This is a genomic window from Vibrio sp. 10N.261.51.F11, assembly GCF_041471665.1.
Classification (GTDB): Bacteria; Pseudomonadota; Gammaproteobacteria; order Enterobacterales; family Vibrionaceae; genus Vibrio; species Vibrio crassostreae_C.
In genome coordinates this window covers 80,474-100,367 of the sequence record NZ_JBFROW010000035.1, presented here as the reverse complement: position 1 = coordinate 100,367, position 19,894 = coordinate 80,474, and the positions used below count along the sequence as shown (strand labels likewise).

Below are 19,894 nucleotides of genomic sequence, written 5' to 3'. Positions count from 1 at the left end.
TTAAATTGTTAAAGAGCTTTACTTGTTGAGCATTCCTTTTAGTAAGGAGCCTCTCGAAGTGGACGGCCATTCTAGCGGATTAGATTCCAGTGTCAAACACTTTTTCCAGCTAATTTTTCAAAGCATCTTAAATGCTTATCACCGTCTTGTTACTCAGTTCAAACCGCTTGGTTATCCTTGGCAACGGAGGCGCATTATAGAGAGAATAATCCTTTGTACAAGGCTAAAAACGAAAAAAAGCCGCCACCGGCGACCGTTCGAACACTATTCACACAAAGCGTTTAAAATAGGTACGATTAAGCCTTAATTTCGGCCAATCGTACCTACCGTTCTTACTTCAACTATTGGTGAGCAATAATGCGGTCGTTGTTTACTAATAGCTGCACTTTCTTATCTGGATTAATTTTTCCTGCCAGTATCGCTTTCGCTAACGGGTTCTCGACACTTTGTTGAATCGCTCTTTTCAAAGGTCGTGCACCATATACTGGATCAAAACCAACTTGAGAAATTAACTTGAGTGCTTTATCCGAAACTTCAAGCTCATAACCATTGTCTTCCATTCTCTTCTTAAGGTGCTCAAGCTGAATAGCGGCTATCGACTGAATGTGCTCTTGACCCAATGGATGGAACACCACGCTTTCATCAACTCGGTTCAAAAACTCAGGACGGAAATGTTTACCTACCACTTCCATCACTTCATTCTTTATTCCTTGGTAGTCGAGCGTATTGAAGTTCTCTTGAATTCTCGAAGAGCCAAGGTTGGATGTCATGATCACTACCGTGTTTCTAAAATCGACTGTACGACCTTGTCCATCAGTTAAGCGTCCATCATCAAGCACCTGCAATAAGATATTGAAAACATCAGGATGCGCTTTCTCTACTTCATCTAGCAAAATCACTGAATAAGGCTTGCGACGCACTGCTTCTGTTAAGTAACCACCTTCTTCATATCCAACGTAACCCGGAGGAGCACCAACCAAACGAGCAACAGAGTGTTTCTCCATAAACTCAGACATGTCGATACGCACCATTGCATCGTCACTATCAAACATGAAGTTCGCGAGTGTTTTACACAACTCCGTTTTACCAACGCCAGTTGGACCAAGGAATAAGAAAGATCCAATCGGCTTGTTTGGATCAGATAAACCTGCACGGCTACGACGAATCGCATTCGATACCACTTCGACTGCTTCCGCTTGGCCAATAACTCGCTTATGTAGAACACCTTCCATTTTAAGAAGCTTCTCTTTCTCGGCTTCTAGCATTTTAGAAACAGGTATGCCTGTTTGCTTCGATAGCACGTCTGCAATTTCTGCATCAGTGACCTTATTACGCAGCAGCGTCATTTCTTGCATTTCAGCTTGAGTCGCAAGATCTAACTGCTTCTCTAATTCTGGGATTCGACCGTATTGCAATTCAGACATTCGGTTAAGATCACCAGCACGTCTCGCAAAATCCATATCCATACGAGCTTGTTCTAGCTCTGACTTGATGTGTTGCGTGCCAGAAAGCGCGGCTTTCTCTGCATTCCACACTTCTTCAAGCTCTGCGAAATCTCGTTCTTTGTCAGAAAGCTCTTCTTGTAATGTTCGAAGGCGTTTTTCACTGGCTTCATCATTTTCATTGGTAAGAGCTTGCTGCTCGATCTTCAATTGAATGATTTTACGCTCGAGCTTATCTAGCGACTCAGGTTTTGAGTCGATCTGCATACGGATACTCGAAGCCGCTTCATCAATCAGATCAATCGCTTTATCCGGCAGTTGACGATCAGAAACGTATCGATGAGATAGTGTTGCTGCAGCCACGATTGCTGGGTCGGTAATTTCTACATGATGATGAAGTTCATAGCGCTCTTTCAAACCACGAAGAATCGCCACCGTGTCTTCAACCGTTGGTTCATCGACAAGCACTTTTTGGAAGCGGCGCTCTAACGCTGGATCTTTCTCTATGTATTGACGGTATTCATCAAGAGTCGTTGCGCCAACACAGTGGAGTTCACCACGAGCCAACGCTGGTTTTAGCATGTTACCGGCATCCATAGAGCCTTCACCTTTACCAGCGCCGACCATAGTATGAATTTCATCGATGAAGAGAATGATATTGCCCTCTTCTTTAGACAATTCATTGAGGACTGACTTCAAACGCTCTTCAAACTCACCACGATATTTAGCGCCAGCTACCAAAGCACCCATGTCTAATGAAAGTACGCGTCGGCCTCTTAAACCTTCTGGCACTTCATTGTTAATAATGCGCTGAGCCAAACCTTCAACGATAGCTGTCTTACCAACACCAGGTTCACCGATAATGACTGGGTTGTTCTTAGTACGACGCTGAAGTACTTGGATAGTACGGCGGATTTCGTCATCTCGGCCAATTACCGGATCCAGCTTGCCTTGCTCCGCTCTTTCAGTCAGATCGATGGTGAACTTCTCTAACGCTTGGCGTCGGTCTTCGGCATTTGGGTCATCAACTTTTTGACCGCCACGAACCTGCTCGATAGCTTGAGATAATTTTTGCTCAGTAAGACCTAGCTCTTTAAGCAGGTTACCTAAAGGGCCTTTATCTTCAATTGCGGCAAGTAGGAAGACTTCCGAAGAAATGTATGTGTCTTGACGCTTTTGTGCGACCTTGTCACATAGGTTGAACAAAGTACCCATTGCATTCGACAGTTGAACATCACCACCGATACCACTTACTTTCGGTACACGGTCTAATATTTCGCTTAGCTTTGAACGCAATTGAACCACATCAATATTCAGCATGGTGAGCAATGGACGAATTGCACTACCATCTTGATTAAGCAAAGACACCATTAGGTGCACAGGCTCTATATATTGGTGATCACGACCTAATGCGAGCGACTGAGCATCAGATATCGCAATTTGGAATTTACTAGTGAATCGATCGAGACGCATGCCAACCTTCCTACTCTTAGATATGTTTATCTTATGGTTAGAAGATGGATACGGTAACGCGGATTTTCAAGGGATAAGAATGAAGAATAGAGCTGTTATAAAAATATAAATGAGCTGGATGACTGGTTGCACTAGTTAAAGGTTACTCTAACCAAATAAAAGTAGCTTGGCGTCCAGTAATACCATCACGACGATAAGAATAGAACGTATCGGCATCAGCGAAGGTACATAGATTAGAGTCTGTCACAGAAGTTACACCAACTTTGTTCAGTCGTTGCGTTGCAAGCTGAGACATATTCGCTAGCCATTTGCCTGGTTCAGCTTTGGCTTCAAATGCGAGCTTAGCTTGAGAGTCAAAACTAACGAAAGCTTCCAACACATCATCGCCTACTTCAAAAGCTTGTTTGCCTATTGCAGGACCAAGCCAAGCAATGATCTTATTCTCTGAACCTAAGTTTGAAAACTTTGCGACGGCATTTTCAAGAATGCCACCAGCAAGACCACGCCAACCAGCATGAACTGCAGCAACTTGAGTGCCTTTGGTATCAGTAAGGATTACAGGTAAGCAATCGGCTGTCATCGCAGAACAAACAACATCTTTAGCTGTGGTAAATGCACCGTCAGCATCAAGAATATCTGCCGTAGGGTGTAAAAGCGTAACGACATCTGTTGAGTGAGTTTGATGTAGCCATACCGGAGCGGCAGGCATATTAGCGTGTTGCTTGAGCCAGGCTCTGTTGTTTTCAACAAGCGAAGCATCATCCCCAACATGCGTACCTAGGTTTAATCCTTGATACGCACCAGTAGAAAAACCATCAAAACGTGTCGAAGCAAATGCTTTCACGTTTTTTGGTGCATTCCAGTTAGGGATGATCATCGACATGATTAAATGTCGTCTTCCAAGTTTTCGCGCGCATCAACACGTAACGCTTCAGCCATCACGACCATGTCATTTGGCACAGGAGCGTGGAACTCAACTTCTTCACCTGTAATTGGGTGAACAAATTTAAGCATAACGGCGTGCAGTGCTTGGCGATCAAAAGAACGAATCATTGTTGTTAGTTCTTCAGATGCACCTTTTGGAATACGAGCACGACCACCGTATGCAACGTCACCTAGCAGCGGATGCTGAAGGTATGACATGTGAACACGAATTTGGTGAGTACGACCCGTTTCTAGGCGTAGACGAATACGAGTATGCTCGCGGAAGTGCTCAGCAACACGGTAGTGAGTTACCGCTGGCTTTCCTAATTCATTTACATCCATCAAGGTACGCTTAGTTGCATGACGGCTAATGCCTTTCTCTACCACACCACCAGCGGTCATTTTGCCAATTGCAATTGCTTCATATTCACGAGTAATACGACGCTTAGCAAGAGCACGCACAAGACGAGTTTGAGCTGGAACCGTTTTAGCCACAACCATAAGACCTGTTGTGTCTTTATCAAGACGGTGCACAATACCTGCACGAGGCACTTCTGCAATCTGTGGGTAATGGAAAAGCAATGCGTTTAGTATGGTTCCATCCGGTGTGCCTGCGCCTGGGTGTACAACCAGATCGCGAGGCTTATTGATAACCAATAAGTCATCATCTTCGTAGACAATGTTTAGAGGAATATCTTGTGCTTCCCAGCGCTCTTCATCTGCAAGTTCAGCTTGCAAGATGATCTCTTCACCGCCCAAAACCTTAACGCGCGGCTTTGTAATAACTTCGCCATCCACTTGGATTTTGCCGTCAAGAAGCCACTCTTTAATGCGAGAGCGAGAAAAATCGGTAAATAGTTCAGCGACAGCTTGGTCTAAACGTTGACCTAACTGGCTGCTTTTTACTGTGTCTGTTAATGTGATCTGCTGAGCCATATCGAACTTTTTTAAAAACCGTGAGACTAATACCCATTAGTATGGATAAAATAGAATAATTGCATCATTGTATCTGTTACTGGTTAGAAAGTAACGGAAGCTTACGAAATATTTAATTCAAGGAATCGACGCCTGACATGAAACACCTTACTTTATCGGGTCTATTAGCCGTATCACTCTTGGTTGGTTGTTCAAGTAGTGAAGAGATAGTGCCAGATGTACCACCATCGGTTCTCTACTCTGACGCTCAAGAATCACTGCAGAGCGGTAGCTGGCTTTCAGCAATAGAAAAGCTAGAAGCCCTAGACTCACGTTACCCATTCGGCGCCTATTCTGAGCAAGTACAGCTCGATCTGATTTACGCTTACTACAAAAATGATGACTTGGCACTTGGCCTCGCTACCATTTCACGTTTCCTACGTTTGAACCCAACGCATGAGAAACAAGACTGGGTTCTTTACATGCGCGGCTTAACGCACATGGCGCAAGACCGAAACTTCATGCACGATATTTTTAATATCGACCGTAGTGACCGAGATCCTGAACCAGTGAAACTTGCGTTTGCTGACTTCAAGCGACTACTCGAACGTTTCCCTAGTAGCCCTTATGCTGAAGATGCACAAAAACGCATGTTCGCACTTAAGAACCGCCTAGCAGAGTATGACTTAGCAACCGCTGATTTCTACCTACGCCGCGAAGCTTGGATTGCTGCGATCAACAGAACGCAAGAGCTGCAAAAAACTTACCCAGACACCATTGCTGCGCGTAAGTCTTTAGATATCCAGCTAAAAGCTTATCAACAACTCGGCCTAGATGACGCTGTGTTAAGAACAGAAAAGTTGATTGAGTTAAACCCACTACCTTAATCAAATCTCTTACATCTCAATCCTAAAAGCGCGCTAATTTACTAGCGCGCTTTTTTTCATCTACATATCGCAAACTTGATGGATCGCATAATACACGGTATCTTCAAAAGATAACTTTTAACAAAACATCAACATGGAGTGTGGATGTGAGTAGGTTGTTATTATTTATCTGGATATCGCTATTTAGCCACTTATCCTACGCATTAGAACTGTCTCCATTAAGCAATAAGCCTTACATGGGTGACTTGGATGTGCTCAAAACCAAAGGAACGGTTAGAGTGCTAGTGTCTGCCGATCTTGGTTTCTATTACATCGAGGATGGCAAGCCAAAAGGCATCGTGGCAGAAATGCTCTACCACTTTGAGAAAAGCCTTCGTAAGAAACATCCCTACCTCAATGTTCAAGTCATCCCCGTGCAACGAGATGATCTACTTCCCTCTTTAGAGTCTGGCTATGGTGATGTCGCTGTCGCTAACCTAACGATCACCGATAAACGATTACGAACCATCGATTTTTCGGATCCGATGATTAAAGATGGCAAAGAACTCATTATCACAGGGAAAAAGGCCGAACCTATCACCGAAATCAAGCAATTGAGTGGCAAAGAGGTGTGGATACGAGCAAGCTCGAGTTACTTCGAGAGTGTACAAAGAGTCAATAAGGAGCTTAACGAGCTAGGTTTACCACCACTGCATGTCCACTTTATCGAGGAGTCATTACAAGACTACGAGCTGATAGAACTGGTTAACCAAGGTTATATACAAGGCACAATTCTGGATAACCATAAAGCCAAGCTCTGGATCGATGTAATGGAAAACATTCAAGTCCATAACGACTTACCTTTACGAGAAAATGGTCGTATTGCTTGGGCTTTAAGAAAAGACAGCCCTCAACTGAAGAAAGAGATAAACAAATACGTCAAGACCGCACGAACAGGCACCCTGCTTGGGAATGTCATCTACCAGAAATACATCGACAATACTCGCTGGTTAGGCCGAGCACTCAACCCCAATAAAGTAGACCGAGTAGCTAAACTCTCAGATGTCTTTGAAAAGTATTCGAGCAAGTATGAATTTGATCCTTTGATGATGTCAGCTCAAGGTTTCCAAGAATCAGGACTGGATCAGAGCCGGATTTCTCATCGCGGGGCTATTGGTGTGATGCAGGTATTACCGAGTACCGCCAAAGATAAAAACGTCAACATCAAGAACATCCATAAGGTGGATAACAACATCCATGCGGGTGTGAAGTATATGCGCTTTATCAAAGACCGATATTTTGACGACCCGGCAATATCACCCGACAATCAAATCTACTTTACCTTGGCTTCTTACAACGCTGGTCCTGCTAAGATCAGAAAGATGAGGAGCATTGCCAAGCAGAAAGGTTACAACCCAAACATCTGGTTTAAAAACGTAGAAATCATCACTCGCAAATACGTGAGTAAAGAACCCGTAACCTATGTTGCCAACATCAATCGTTACTTCGTAATCTATAAACAATTACAAGCTATCAATGCTATCCGAGAGGACGGCACAGCGAGATTACTGAACACTAACGACTAGGATCGCCTCCATCCCAGAGCTGGGGAGCCAAAGGTATTAGGTAAAGCTAAAAAACACAAAAGCCGCATAAGAATACTTATGCGGCTTTTGTTTATCTAATTCTGAAGAAGCTTATGTAGCGACCTATATTACAAGACCTATATCACAAAACACTATTGAGTAAATTTCAATCAAGCACTTTCCATAGGCTGTAGGACGTCCCTAAAAACTGATTTAATTTTTAGCGAAGCCTTGCCTCCAAGTTATCGTTTTTCATAAGGATAACAAGCATTTTTCGCCAAAAAGATACTAAGACTTGCGTAAGATCACATTTGATTTTAATGCTTATCCCACCCAACCAAAATAAGATCTAGATCACATTCTTTATTCCTAAAAGTCGTAATCTGAAGTTAACCCATGAGGGATACAACAGAGGAAAACTTCTATGAAAATGAACATCACTGGTAAAAACATCGACATTACCTCTGCAATCCGTGATCACATAGAAAGCAAATTTAAAAAGCTGGATAAATGGCAAGTAGACATCATTGGCTGCCAAGCGAGCTTTAGCGAAGAACCAAACAAGAAGAAAAAATTTGAAGCGGTTCTAACCGTACCAAAAGGCCAACTTGTTGCTTCATCAATCCATGACGACCTCTACGTAGCGATCAACGAAGTAGAACAAAAACTAGAGCGTCAACTCAACAAGCTACGCCATAAACCTGAAGCGCGCCGCGCTGAAAAGCCTGAAATCGAAGAGCTAGAAGCTGAAGTAGAATAAGGAAAGAGAACAGATTAAAAAATAGCGCCTCAGGGCGCTATTTTTTTGCTTGACGCTCGTAGCTCGCTTGCTTATTGTGTTTAAACATTCATAAAACAATCACTTTTTATGCACACTCAATCTTTGTTTATTTTTGACTTCTTTTTTCTTCCGTAAATCGGAGGCTAAGTCGTTTTAGAAAAACAAGTCAAAAACGAACAAGAAGCCTCCCACACTAGGGAGGCTTTTTTATAAGGACACATTTATGACTGACCGCTCAATTTCACTGGATGATATCCGCCTTCGTCTTAATGATTTAGACGACGAACTCCTGAAGTTACTTTCAGAGCGTCGCAAGCTAAGTATCGAAGTCGCTAAAAGCAAAGTAGAGACATCAAAACCAGTTCGTGATGCAGTACGAGAACAACAACTATTAGTTAAGCTGATCAACAACGGCAAAGATAAATACGAACTTGATGCGCAGTACATTACCAAGCTGTTTCACACCATCATCGAAGATTCCGTTTTACTACAACAGTCATACTTACAAAACCTAGCGAACCCGCAAAGCCGTAAACCATTGGCTCGCGTTGCATTCTTAGGTTCTAAGGGATCGTATTCTCACCTTGCGAGCCGCGAATACTTCAGCCGCAAGAATATGGAATTGATTGAGCTGAACTGTAATCACTTCAAAGAAGTCGCATCAACAGTAGAGTCTGGCCATGCCGACTACGGTGTCCTGCCGATTGAGAACACCAGTTCAGGGTCAATTAACGAGGTCTACGACCTGTTACAGCATACGACTCTATACATTGTTGGCGAACTTTCTCAACCGATTGAGCACTGCCTTGTTGCTAAAAGTGATATCCGTTTAGAAGACATCAAAACACTCTACTCGCACCCACAACCTCATCAACAATGCAGTGAGTTCTTGAGCCGCCTTAAGGGTGTCAACCTTGAGTCTTGCGCAAGCACCGCTGATGCAATGAAAAAAGTTAAAGAATTGGGTGGTAATGACGTAGCTGCTATTGGTAATGCATCGAGCGGTAAGCTTTATGGACTACAGCCAATCCAGAGCAATATTGCAAACCAAACAGAGAACCACACTCGTTTCATCGTTGTGGCGCGTAAGCCTGTTGAAGTATCGACTCAAATACCAGCGAAAACAACGCTCATCATGTCGACATCTCAAGAGGCGGGTTCTTTGGTAGAAACACTACTGATCCTGCAACGCTTAGGCATCAACATGACTAAGCTAGAATCTCGTCCTATCATGGGTAACCCTTGGGAAGAGATGTTCTATGTCGATTTAGAGGCGCATCTGGATTCAGATAATATGCAACAAGCGATAACGGAACTAACAGCCATTACTCGCCACCTTAAGGTGTTGGGTTGCTACCCAAGTGAGAACATCAAAGCGACTCAAGTTAAGTTGTCATAGCTGAAAGTGAGTATCAGCTTTTAGCTAACATAAGTATTTGGCCTACAGCAGGCCAAATACTTAAATCACCCTCTAGTCGAGTACTATTCTCGCTAAGAAAACTCACCCTAGCATGCCTGAAACACAATTCACTTGTTTCGCACATTCGGCACGCTTACTCTCTCCACTACTTGAGCCTTTCTAACAAAAACTCATTAGTGGCTTTTTTTATCAATAAAGACAAAACCTTACCCCCTTCACAGGAAATCATCGAACTACGTATAATTAATAGCGAGTAAGCATTAAGTAACATAAACTTATGCGCTTAATTTATAAATAGTGTTGTCATTAACTATGAAGCTAAGTACTAAAATCTTACTACTAATAGCCCCTGTGATACTGATCAGTACCGCGGCTTCTAGCTATATTATTTATTCGACGCAAAAAAGCAGTTTCATCAAACGCGAAGACAACGCACTTCAACTGAACATGGAAAAACTAGCCGGATACTTTCGCCAATCTCGTTCGTTCCTCAATAGCTACTCTTACACCTTGACCCAGAGTGATATGGTGAAGCGTTATTTTCTCACTGATCAAAATCTATCTCGCGATCTTGAACTGGTCAGTAATCTTCGAGAAGCCATTCATTTCCTGCAAGATGACGATGAAAGCTATACAGGTTTAGCGCTTCTTAATGGTGATCGAAAACTGCGTTATTACGCGGATAATAGCAATGACTCACGCACTCAGATTGACAGTAAGATATTGGAGTATGTTGACCTGCACTATCAAGACACCTTAGCAACATCGAGTACCAACTATATTCAAAACTCCCAAGGCGAAGGGATGTTGGTTCACTATGACAAGGTAGATAGAAAAGCGATTTTCCCAACCGTTAACAATCAACCCGACGATGTGTTCTTTGTTGTTGTCTCTGTCTCTCTCGACAAATTTAATGCGCTGAGAAAACAGATAGAGTTCGACTACCAAACCAGTTTATTCTTCACATCCATAGCGGTTTCTTTGGAAAATGATGTCACCCACTCAGTCAAGCTTGCTCCAGAACTGTACGCCACAGTCGATCCGGCGCAATTCCTATTAGAAAACAAGCTCGATTCAATTTGGAACAAGCTGAGTTTGTCGTTTGCCCTGTCTGCGTTTGTGACTGTCGCTCTTCTACTCATGCTTCTGTCTCGCACTGTGATTACTCCAATAACGCGGCTCGATCGACAGCTACAGCAAGTCGAAAAAAAACAACGTAAGAACATCGAACGCTTGGGCACTCGTGATGAGCTTGGCCGCCTATCACAGCGTTTTTATGACATGTACCAAGAGTTAGATAACACCTACCAACAGACCAAGCTCTTGGCCGAAAATGATCAGTTAACCCAAATAGCCAATAGGCATCAGTTTCAAACCTTCGTTCAGCAATCGTTGCCAAAACCGAGTTCGAATACCGAAACCTGGGTTCTCTATTTTGACTTGGACAACTTCAAGTTTGTGAACGACAAATACGGACATCAAATCGGCGACTCGATTCTGGTCTCTTTTGCTCAGCGTATTTCAGATATTTGTCGTCACTATAAAGAGGAGTTCGACGCTCATTGTATGCCAGCCCGACTTTCTGGAGACGAGTTCGTTGTCTACATTAACGCTCCTAGTCACCGAGGAAATGTCGCGCATCGATTCTCGAATGATTTACTGACTCCACTGCAAAAAGGTTTTGTCACCGAATCAGGCAGCTTTCCGATCACGGTCAGTATTGGTATTGCGACCTACCCTAATGATGGCAACTCAATCGAGAAGCTACTGTCCAACGCGGATACTGCGATGTACCAAGCCAAGCGTGCCGGTAAAAACCAATTTGCTGACTATTCACGGGATTTAGACAAAGCCATTCAGCGCCAAGCAGACATTGAACGTGCGCTTAGAGGTAAGAATTTTGATGATGAATTCAGGCTCGTTTACATGCCCTACATGGATTCTACCGGGACTGATGTTATTGGCGTTGAGGTGTTATTACGTTGGAATTCAAAGCAACTTGGTTTGGTTCCACCGGATGAGTTCATTCCAATAGCCGAACAAACCGGGCTGTTCGAACATGTTGACCGCTGGGTAATACAGAATGCGTTTGCTTCATTCCATCGACTTCAGACTCAATTTGATCACTCGATTCAATTGTCGATCAACTTATCTTCTGCTGGCATTGAAACCACTCACCTTGCGGGTTTCATTAAAGAACACGCGGAGTTAAATCGAATTCCACCAAGCCTAATCGATTTTGAAATCACTGAAACCTTTTACTCAAACTCAGAAGGCTTCCCATTGCTGAATGAGCTGGCATGCATGGGCTATCGACTTGCGATTGATGATTTTGGTTCCGGTTACACCTCTATCACTCAACTGGTGCAGTATCCAACTCAGAAAATTAAATTGGATAAAGCGTTTTTGGATACCTTGATTGAGACCAATAACCAGAACATCGTAAAACCGGTTATCGGGTTGTGTCATGCTCAGGGGAAAAAGGTCACCGCCGAAGGGATTGAAACTCAAGACATGCACCAGTGGTTACAGGATGCACAGTGCGATATGCTGCAAGGCTATTACTTTGGTAAACCCATGCCACTAGAAGAGTTGAGTGACTGGTACCGACAACATCAACTCAATCTAATCGACAACAAAAAGAATCCGACACATGAAATCTGTAATCATCGCATCGCTGAACCCAGCTAAAATAAACGCCGTTAAAAGTGCGTTCTTATCTGCTTTTCCTGATACTGAATTTGATTTCCAAGGCATCAGCGTCCCTAGTGGTGTCGCCGATCAACCGATGAGCAATGATGAAACCTATCAAGGTGCCGTGAATCGAGTTCACAACGCAACTCAAGCTCAGCCTGATGCAGACTTCTATGTTGGTCTAGAAGCGGGAATAGAAACAAACGTCACCTTTGCCTGGATGGTGATCGAAACGAATGGCCAACGTGGCGAGTCTCGTTCAGCAAGTCTGATGCTGCCACCAGCCGTGCTTGAGAAACTAGAGCATGCAAACGAGTTAGGGGATGTGATGGATGAAGTGTTTGGTACCGACAATATCAAACAGAAAGGTGGTGCCATTGGCCTACTGACACATAACCAATTGTCACGCAGTTCGGTCTATCATCAAGCTTTAATTTTGGCTCTGATCCCATTTGTGAATCCTGAACACTTTCCTATTTAGTATTTGAGGCTTCCTTAAACTTCAAAAGATTCCAAGAACAATCTTCAGAAACAAAAAACGCTAACATCCAGTTAGCGTTTTTTATCGAATTCGTATTCATACTATCGCGTGATAGCTTAATTCCATTATTACTTTAGCAATAGGTCGGCGATCACGACTTTCTCTTGCTCAGATTTGGCCTTTAGCTCATTTGAGCCTCTGGTTATCGTCGCTACGCCTACGCCCAGCATTTGACTCACCTGTCGTTGAGACATATCGCCTTTCATCAGCTCACAGAAGATATTAATTCGAGCAACCAGAGCATCTCGCTCGTCTGGTGTCATCATCATAGTCAACAACAGCTCGTGCTGATCTTTTTCGACAGCCGTCTTTACCAAGTCCATCAGTTGTTGCCAATTATCATATTCAGGTTGTGATGCCATATCTCTACACTTACTTTTAAATTCTGACTTTAAAGAGTCGCTTAACGATTGAAAGCGTTTAACACTTTATACCGAAACACTTGATGCGATCCAATGTAAAAAGGCAGTAAGTGGAAATGGTTAGCACTCACTGCCTTTATTCTTACTCAGTTTCGGGCCAAATGCCGAAGGCTTAGTATTTCGTTTTTGCCTCATGGGGCGCTAAAAACGTCCCTTTCTCACCCAAGATATCTCGATAGTAGGTCTCAAACATCAAGATATTCTGAACGTAGCCACGTGTCTCTTTGAATGGGATCATTTCGATAAATGCAAAGGCATCGAGCTTTTCATCGCTGCGTGAACGCCACTGTTTCACACGGCTAGGTCCAGCATTATAAGCCGCAAACGCAAAGATACGGTTGTCATCATATTGAGCGAGTAAACCATCTAAGTAGTGACTGCCAATCTCAATGTTTTTGCCGACATCATAAAGATCATCGCTGCCCTGATACTTAATCTTATGTTTGTTCGCTGTGTATTGCGCCGTCTTGGGCATAATTTGCATAATGCCACGCGCGCCAACTGGAGAGCGAGCTTCTGAATCCATCGCGCTCTCTTGTCTTGCTAAAGACATCAAAGTGATTGGATCGAGATCGTGCTTTTCAGCGTAGAAGTTAAACCACCACTTATGAGCAACAGGGAAGCGCAGCGCAATGTTATCCCACATCTTCGCAGAGATACTCGCTGTTACGGTAAAGTGATTCCAACGCTGTGTCGCAGCGTAAGCGGCAAGCATCTCTTTTTGCTCTTTATCTGCATTGGTCAGTAACCAGCGCCATTCACTTTTCGCTGCCGCAATTTTGTCTCGGTCAATCAGTTCACCAATACGCACCAAAGAGGTGTCGAATGGCTTCACTGTTTCAGCATTGTATTTAAGTGTCGATGTTGGATATTGAACTGGCTTACCTAACTGCTTAGCCGCAGCCACACTGTAGAAATTACGCTGACCCAAGATATCTGACAGTCGCTTATTGCCTTTGTCAGTATCGCCCGTCGCGATTTCAGCTCTGCCCTGCCAATATTGCCAACGAAGCGAAGCCTGATGTTTATCATCCAAGCGCGCTATCCACTCTTTCAAACCCGTCCAATCGGCATGTTGAATTGCTAAGCGAGCACGTCGTTCCAGCAGAACTTGCTTTGATGAACTCGCGAGCATTTTGTCGCGCCACACCATTAACTCTTCAGAGTCGGTGTTGATCAGACGAAACGTTAGGTAATCAGCGAGCTCTTGAGATTTCTCTTTCGAAAACTTCTGAGCCTTGATGACATCATCAAACACCTTTTGAGCACTGCTTGATGATTTCCTTGCTAGCTTCTCGAAAGCAAACTCGGTTTGAGCTTGGTAGAATTCATTCGCTGGATGTTTTTTAGCAAACGCGAGTACATTTTCAGGCTTGTTGTACAACGCCTTCATCTGCTTCGCTTGAGCAATTGACTCATCATGATCCAATTGCTTAATCAGATAGCTCATTAACTTACCGTTACGGCCCTCGAACGCTAGCAGCATTCTATCCAGAATCAGCTCATCAGTTCTTAGCCCAGCTTGATCCCAGCTTTTAAATAAAGGGTCACAAGCGTCATCAACACCACTACCACTCAACCAAAGTTGTTTAGCTCCTTTAAAGGCAAGCTCTTGGTTACCTTGCTCGTAATGCGCTCGATAATAAATACATTGGTATTTTTCACCGACAGGCTCTTTGGTTTGAAACTCAAGGATCGTCTTCCACTGTTTTTGAGAAGCCAATGAGTCCAAATAAGGTGCGCGCATTCGATTGGAGAAAGGCAATGCCTTGTTCTCTTCAATGAAAGCATCGACCTCAGCAGGTGTGCGATCACCTAAGCCAATCAGAAAGGCCCGATAATCGGTGTAAGGTGTTAAAGGGTATGTTTGAATTTTGTTACGCAGCGCGGAGTAAGCTTTTAGATCACGGCTGTCTAAAACCTCTTGCGCTTTATCATAAACGTCACGCTGCATTTCAAGCTCGGATGCATTGCTAGCCATAGCGACTGGAGCCAGTGAAACCGAAGACAAAATTGCCGATGCAGCCACAGCAATTTTCGTATTACCAATGCGGAAAAACATTCGCTCTTTCCTTAGTGCGTGTATGAATACGTGAAGTCTATTTACGCCCGACATCACATCAAATGTAAAGGATTTGAGTGTAAATATTATTAATATTTAACACTTCGCCTCAGAAGCCCATTAAATATAGTTTTAATGACCAATGTGACAATAATAGGTAAGGATTAGTTCAAGAGTGGCTTTTCTGCCCTAGGAGTAACATCTTTGAGGATATTGGTATAAAATAGCAGACAATTTTGAACAATAATTAGGATCGATCGGCAATGGCTGAATACGTATATACCATGTCTCGGGTGAGCAAAACTGTTCCACCTAAGCGTCAAATTCTTAAAGACATTTCTCTTAGCTTTTTTCCTGGCGCTAAAATCGGTGTTTTGGGTCTAAATGGTTCAGGTAAATCTACCCTACTACGTATCATGGCTGGTATTGATACTGATATTGATGGTGAAGCACGTGCACAACAAGGCCTTAAAGTAGGTTATCTACCACAAGAGCCTGTGCTAGACGAATCAAAAACTGTTCGTGAAATCGTAGAAGAAGCGGTTTCTGACGTTGCTGACGCACTTAAGCGTATTGATGCGGTTTACGCAGCTTACGCAGAACCAGATGCAGACTTCGATGCACTGGCAAAAGAGCAAGGCGAACTAGAAGCTCTGATTCAAGCAAAAGACGGTCACAACTTAGAGACTGCTCTAGAGCGTGCTGCTGATGCACTTCGTCTTCCTGAGTGGGATGCGAAAATTGAATTCCTATCAGGTGGTGAGCGTCGTCGTGTTGCTATCTGTCGTCTACTTCTTGAAAAGCCAGACATGCTGCTTCTTGATGAACCAACCAACCACTTGGATGCAGAATCAGTAGCATGGCTTGAGCACTTCCTTGTTGATTACAGTGGTACTGTTGTGGCGATTACCCACGACCGTTACTTCCTAGACAACGCAGCTGGCTGGATTCTAGAACTTGACCGTGGTGAAGGTATCCCATGGGAAGGTAACTACACGTCTTGGCTAGAGCAAAAAGACGAGCGTCTTAAGCAAGAAAAAGCGGGCGAAAGCGCACGTCAAAAGACAATCGAGAAAGAACTTGAATGGGTTCGTCAAAACCCTAAAGGCCGTCAAGCTAAGTCTAAAGCTCGTATGGCTCGTTTTGAAGAATTGACAACTGGCCAATACCAGAAGCGTAACGAAACCAACGAACTGTTCATCCCGCCAGGTGAGCGTCTAGGTGATAAAGTTCTTGAAGTGAACAACCTGACTAAATCGTTTGGTGATCGCGTTCTTATCGACGACCTATCGTTCAGCATGCCTAAGGGCGCAATCGTCGGTATCGTTGGTGCCAACGGTGCAGGTAAATCAACACTATTCAAGATGCTAAGCGGTGCAGAACAGCCAGATTCAGGTACAGTTGAACTAGGCGAAACCGTTAAGCTTGCTTCTGTTGATCAGTTCCGTGACAGCATGGACGACACTAAGACAGTATTCCAAGAGATCTCTGAAGGCGCTGATATCATTAAGATCAACAACTTCGAAATCCCTGCGCGTGCTTACTGTTCTCGTTTCAACTTTAAAGGCAACGACCAACAGAAGATCATCGGTGAGCTTTCTGGTGGTGAACGTAACCGTGTTCACTTAGCGAAACTGCTAAAAGCGGGCGGTAACGTACTGCTACTCGATGAGCCTACCAACGACCTTGACGTTGAAACGCTACGTGCTCTTGAAGAAGCACTGCTTGAATTCCCGGGCTGTGCAATGGTTATCTCGCATGACCGTTGGTTCCTTGACCGTATTGCGACCCATATCTTAGACTACCGTGATGAAGGTCAAGTTAACTTCTACGAAGGTAACTATACTGAGTACACTGAGTGGCTTAAGCAGACTCTAGGCGCACAAGCGGCAGAGCCGCACCGTATCAAGTACAAGCGTATAGCTAAGTAAATAAGCTTGTATTTTGAACAAAGGCCGCGATAATAGCGGCCTTTGATATATCTGGCTTACGTGTAATGCATCGATATAGAGAGATTACTTATGGTTGAAAGACGTCAATTTTCACGAGTTATTTATCAAGTCCCGACTGAGATCTCACAAGGACACGTAAATGTATCAGGCTCAGTGCAAGACTTATCACTCCATGGTTTACTCATTCAATGCAATGAATCAAAACAACTTAGCCATGATGTCCCTGTTCAAGTGAGCTTTAAACTCGAAAACAGTGATATCAATATTCAGTTAGAAGCAACGATAGTCTCTACCATCAATACCTCAATGCGTTTACGCATAGAGCATTTAGATATTGATAGTATCAGCCACCTTAAGCGCCTTGTTGAGCTTAATGTCGGCGACGATGAACTGCTTTATAGAGAGATTGAACACCTTACCGATTTGGGTAAGGAATAATATCTCCATTACCCTTTTTTCTATTAGAAGCATTTAGTTAATACAGAACCATGTCTAAAAAAATTTCCATTACTATTCCCTCTAACCAAGGGGAACAGACGTTTTACTTCGGCCGAAAAGCCGTGCTCATGTGCACCACTGCCATGTTTTCAGTACCACTGTTAATTGGCGGAGCTGCATACATGCACTTCGAAGGTAAACAAGAGCTCGCAATGCAAGCGGGTGATGCACAACAGTTGATTGAAACGCTGATTGTTGAAAAAGAGCAAACCGAGTTTCTTTACGCTGAGCAGGTAGAAACCAACCATTCGCTATCGCAAACATTGACAGAAAAAGAAGGCACCATTCAACTGCTTGGTAAGCGTGTATTTGATGTGGAATCCGTGCTGGGTCTTGCTGATGAAGAACTGCTTACCGATGATATTTCTTTAGAAGATCGCATTGATGCGGCTGCAGTCGATTCAGCAGTAAGAGCGACAATGTTCCGTTTGATTCCAAACGACAGTCCGATGGCTTATCAACGTATCTCTTCTTCTTATGGTAGCCGCACTAACCCTATTTCAGGTAAACGCCATGTACATACTGGTATCGATCTAACGTGTAAGCGTGGTGAAGATATTGTAGCGCCCGCAGATGGAGTTATTGAAACGGTACGCCCAAGTAAAAAAGGCTTCGGTAACTTTATTACTATGCGTCACTCGTTCGGCTTCATGAGTTCTTACGCGCACCTACAAAAATTCAAAGTTCGCAGCGGTCAGTTTGTTAGTAAAGGTGATGTGATTGCGAGTTGTGGTAACTCAGGTAACTCAACCGGGCCACACCTGCATTATGAAGTACGCTTCCTTGGTCGTTCATTGAACCCTCAATACTTGATGGATTGGACACCGGAAAACTTCAACTACGTGTTCGAGAAAGAGAAAAAAGTTAAGTGGGGTCCACTGGTTCAACTGATTGATAACGTGGTTCGCTTGCAGATCAACCTAACTAACGTGCCTTACATCAGTTCAACTATCGACACAGTATCCAGCGATGATAACCGAGTCTCGAACGAGAATAACAAAGAGCCTATCGTGACTAACTAGGTTTGTTCGTTTGGCCCATGATGATCCAAATGCATTTCGCCTACTATAGGCCAGATGCAATATCGGCATTCAACACAAACAAAAAGAGCGACCAAATGGTCGCTCTTTTTTATTTTTCAAACCACACTATTAACCGCGATGAATCGAGTCATGTGCTTGTTTTAACAGGCTTTGGCTCTCTTGTAAAAATTGTTGTGAGTAGTCACCAAACCAATCACTCACTTGGTTGAAGCTCTCAACAAACTTAGCCTTATCTTTGCCATCTAGAATTTCTAACGCTTCTCCGAAACAGCTATGGAAGCGTCGAATCATCTCAATATTCTCATCCGAAGAAAGAATGATATCGCCGTACAAGTTCGGGTCTTGAGCAAACAGACGACCAACCATCGCAATCTCAAGTCGGTAGATTGGCGAGCTTAGTTTCAGAAGTTGATCAATGTTCGGGTTCTCTTTACTCAGGTGCAAGCCGTAAGCAAAAGAGGTGAAGTGACGAAGTGCTTGAATCAAGGTCATGCCGTGATCGTGTTCAGCTGCATCCATCTGGCAAAGGCTCGCGCCCCAAATACCAAATTGATTCAGTAGCCATTGGTAACTTTCAGAACCACGACCATCACTGTAAACAATCACCTGCTTAGCAAGGCTAGGAACATCAGGACCAAACATTGGGTGCAATCCAACTACTGGGCCTTGATGCATGTTCATCATTGCTTGTAGAGGTTTAGATTTAATTGACGTCAAATCACATAGAATACAATCGCTTGGTAGATTACCTAGCTTCGCAATCACACCTTCCGTTAGGTGAATTGGAACCGTAACAACCACAAGCCCAGCATTATCTAAGATTTCGTCGGCCTTATCCCAATCTTGGCTGCCAAGGATTTTTACTTCGTAGCCAGACAGTTTGAACATACGACCAAACAAGCCACCAAGTTGACCATTACCACCAACGATAACCACTGAACGTAACTCTGGGTTAAGACACTTAAAGCCAGAATCTTTCTCGCTGGCATAAGACTCACGCATAGTACGACGCAAAATATCTTCGATTAACTGTGGTGGAACCCCTATTTTCTCAGCTTCTTGACGACGAGATGCCAGCATCGCAGCTTCACGCTCTGGTACATAAATAGGTAAACCATGTTCACTTTTTACTTCGCCTACTTTCTCTACTAGAGCAAGGCGTTGAGCCAGTAAATCCAACATTTGTTTATCGACAGCATCGATTTGGTCGCGTAATTCGTTCAGTTCAACGGCCATTTTATTCCTTACTAATCTATAAGCCCGTGCCAATCTATC

15 protein-coding genes and 1 other annotated feature are annotated in these 19,894 nt (G+C 43.6%); of the genes, 9 read left to right on the top strand and 6 right to left on the bottom strand.

What is annotated here, in order from left to right; genetic code table 11:
• Window positions 1-341: 341 nt before the first annotated feature.
• From clpB to rluD, 3 genes are all read right to left on the bottom strand, one after another.
• Window positions 342-2,915, bottom strand: a complete 2,574-nt coding sequence (clpB, locus tag AB4351_RS12575) for an ATP-dependent chaperone ClpB (protein WP_065584733.1) — start codon at window positions 2,913-2,915, stop codon at window positions 342-344.
• Window positions 2,916-3,057: 142 nt separating this feature from the next.
• The gene (gene pgeF, locus AB4351_RS12570) at window positions 3,058-3,798 is read right to left on the bottom strand and encodes a peptidoglycan editing factor PgeF (protein WP_372126167.1); all 741 of its coding nucleotides are present in this window, start codon (window positions 3,796-3,798) and stop codon (window positions 3,058-3,060) included.
• A gap of 2 nt (window positions 3,799-3,800) precedes the next feature.
• The gene (rluD, locus tag AB4351_RS12565; protein ID WP_017059364.1) at window positions 3,801-4,775 is read right to left on the bottom strand and encodes a 23S rRNA pseudouridine(1911/1915/1917) synthase RluD; all 975 of its coding nucleotides are present in this window, start codon (window positions 4,773-4,775) and stop codon (window positions 3,801-3,803) included.
• 137 nt (window positions 4,776-4,912) lie between these two features.
• Here rluD and AB4351_RS12560 point away from each other — a divergent pair, with 137 nt between their 5' ends.
• From AB4351_RS12560 to yjjX, 6 genes are all read left to right on the top strand, one after another.
• Window positions 4,913-5,641, top strand: coding sequence for an outer membrane protein assembly factor BamD (locus tag AB4351_RS12560; RefSeq protein WP_017059363.1), 729 nt, complete (start codon window positions 4,913-4,915; stop codon window positions 5,639-5,641).
• A 140-nt stretch (window positions 5,642-5,781) separates the two neighbouring features.
• Window positions 5,782-7,206 carry a lytic transglycosylase F gene (locus AB4351_RS12555; protein WP_346762950.1) on the top strand — a complete coding sequence of 475 codons (1,425 nt, stop codon included), beginning with the start codon at window positions 5,782-5,784 and terminating at the stop codon, window positions 7,204-7,206.
• A gap of 424 nt (window positions 7,207-7,630) precedes the next feature.
• Window positions 7,631-7,966, top strand: coding sequence for a ribosome hibernation-promoting factor, HPF/YfiA family (hpf, locus tag AB4351_RS12550; RefSeq protein ID WP_004735034.1), 336 nt, complete (start codon window positions 7,631-7,633; stop codon window positions 7,964-7,966).
• A 110-nt stretch (window positions 7,967-8,076) separates the two neighbouring features.
• Window positions 8,077-8,198 (top strand) — a sequence feature (Phe leader region).
• A 12-nt stretch (window positions 8,199-8,210) separates the two neighbouring features.
• Window positions 8,211-9,386: a prephenate dehydratase gene (gene pheA, locus AB4351_RS12545; protein ID WP_017059361.1), complete on the top strand. Its 1,176-nt coding sequence runs from the start codon at window positions 8,211-8,213 to the stop codon at window positions 9,384-9,386.
• A gap of 333 nt (window positions 9,387-9,719) precedes the next feature.
• Entirely contained in the window at window positions 9,720-12,098 is a 2,379-nt protein-coding gene (locus AB4351_RS12540; protein ID WP_372126166.1) for a putative bifunctional diguanylate cyclase/phosphodiesterase, read from the top strand.
• Window positions 12,061-12,582 carry an inosine/xanthosine triphosphatase gene (yjjX, locus tag AB4351_RS12535; protein WP_017062855.1) on the top strand — a complete coding sequence of 174 codons (522 nt, stop codon included), beginning with the start codon at window positions 12,061-12,063 and terminating at the stop codon, window positions 12,580-12,582. The genes AB4351_RS12540 and yjjX overlap by 38 nt, the downstream gene beginning before the upstream one ends.
• Window positions 12,583-12,710: 128 nt before the next feature.
• Here yjjX and trpR read toward each other — a convergent pair whose 3' ends face one another.
• Window positions 12,711-13,004: a trp operon repressor gene (gene trpR / locus AB4351_RS12530; RefSeq protein ID WP_017059358.1), complete on the bottom strand. Its 294-nt coding sequence runs from the start codon at window positions 13,002-13,004 to the stop codon at window positions 12,711-12,713.
• A gap of 172 nt (window positions 13,005-13,176) precedes the next feature.
• The gene (sltY, locus tag AB4351_RS12525; protein WP_102321444.1) at window positions 13,177-15,126 is read right to left on the bottom strand and encodes a murein transglycosylase; all 1,950 of its coding nucleotides are present in this window, start codon (window positions 15,124-15,126) and stop codon (window positions 13,177-13,179) included.
• 263 nt (window positions 15,127-15,389) lie between these two features.
• On the opposite strand from sltY, the gene ettA reads away from it, so the two are divergent.
• The 3 genes from ettA (at window position 15,390) to AB4351_RS12510 (ending at window position 18,598) form a co-directional block, all read left to right on the top strand.
• Window positions 15,390-17,057 carry an energy-dependent translational throttle protein EttA gene (ettA, locus tag AB4351_RS12520; RefSeq protein WP_017056147.1) on the top strand — a complete coding sequence of 556 codons (1,668 nt, stop codon included), beginning with the start codon at window positions 15,390-15,392 and terminating at the stop codon, window positions 17,055-17,057.
• A 90-nt stretch (window positions 17,058-17,147) separates the two neighbouring features.
• The gene (locus AB4351_RS12515; protein ID WP_372126164.1) at window positions 17,148-17,516 is read left to right on the top strand and encodes a PilZ domain-containing protein; all 369 of its coding nucleotides are present in this window, start codon (window positions 17,148-17,150) and stop codon (window positions 17,514-17,516) included.
• Between the two features lie 50 nt (window positions 17,517-17,566).
• Window positions 17,567-18,598: a M23 family metallopeptidase gene (locus AB4351_RS12510; RefSeq protein WP_372126162.1), complete on the top strand. Its 1,032-nt coding sequence runs from the start codon at window positions 17,567-17,569 to the stop codon at window positions 18,596-18,598.
• A 129-nt stretch (window positions 18,599-18,727) separates the two neighbouring features.
• Here the strand turns inward: AB4351_RS12510 and tyrA are convergent, their stop codons facing one another.
• A complete protein-coding gene (gene tyrA, locus AB4351_RS12505) occupies window positions 18,728-19,855 on the bottom strand; it encodes a bifunctional chorismate mutase/prephenate dehydrogenase (protein ID WP_017056144.1) in 1,128 nt (375 codons plus the stop codon).
• Between the last annotated feature and the right edge of the window lie 39 nt (window positions 19,856-19,894).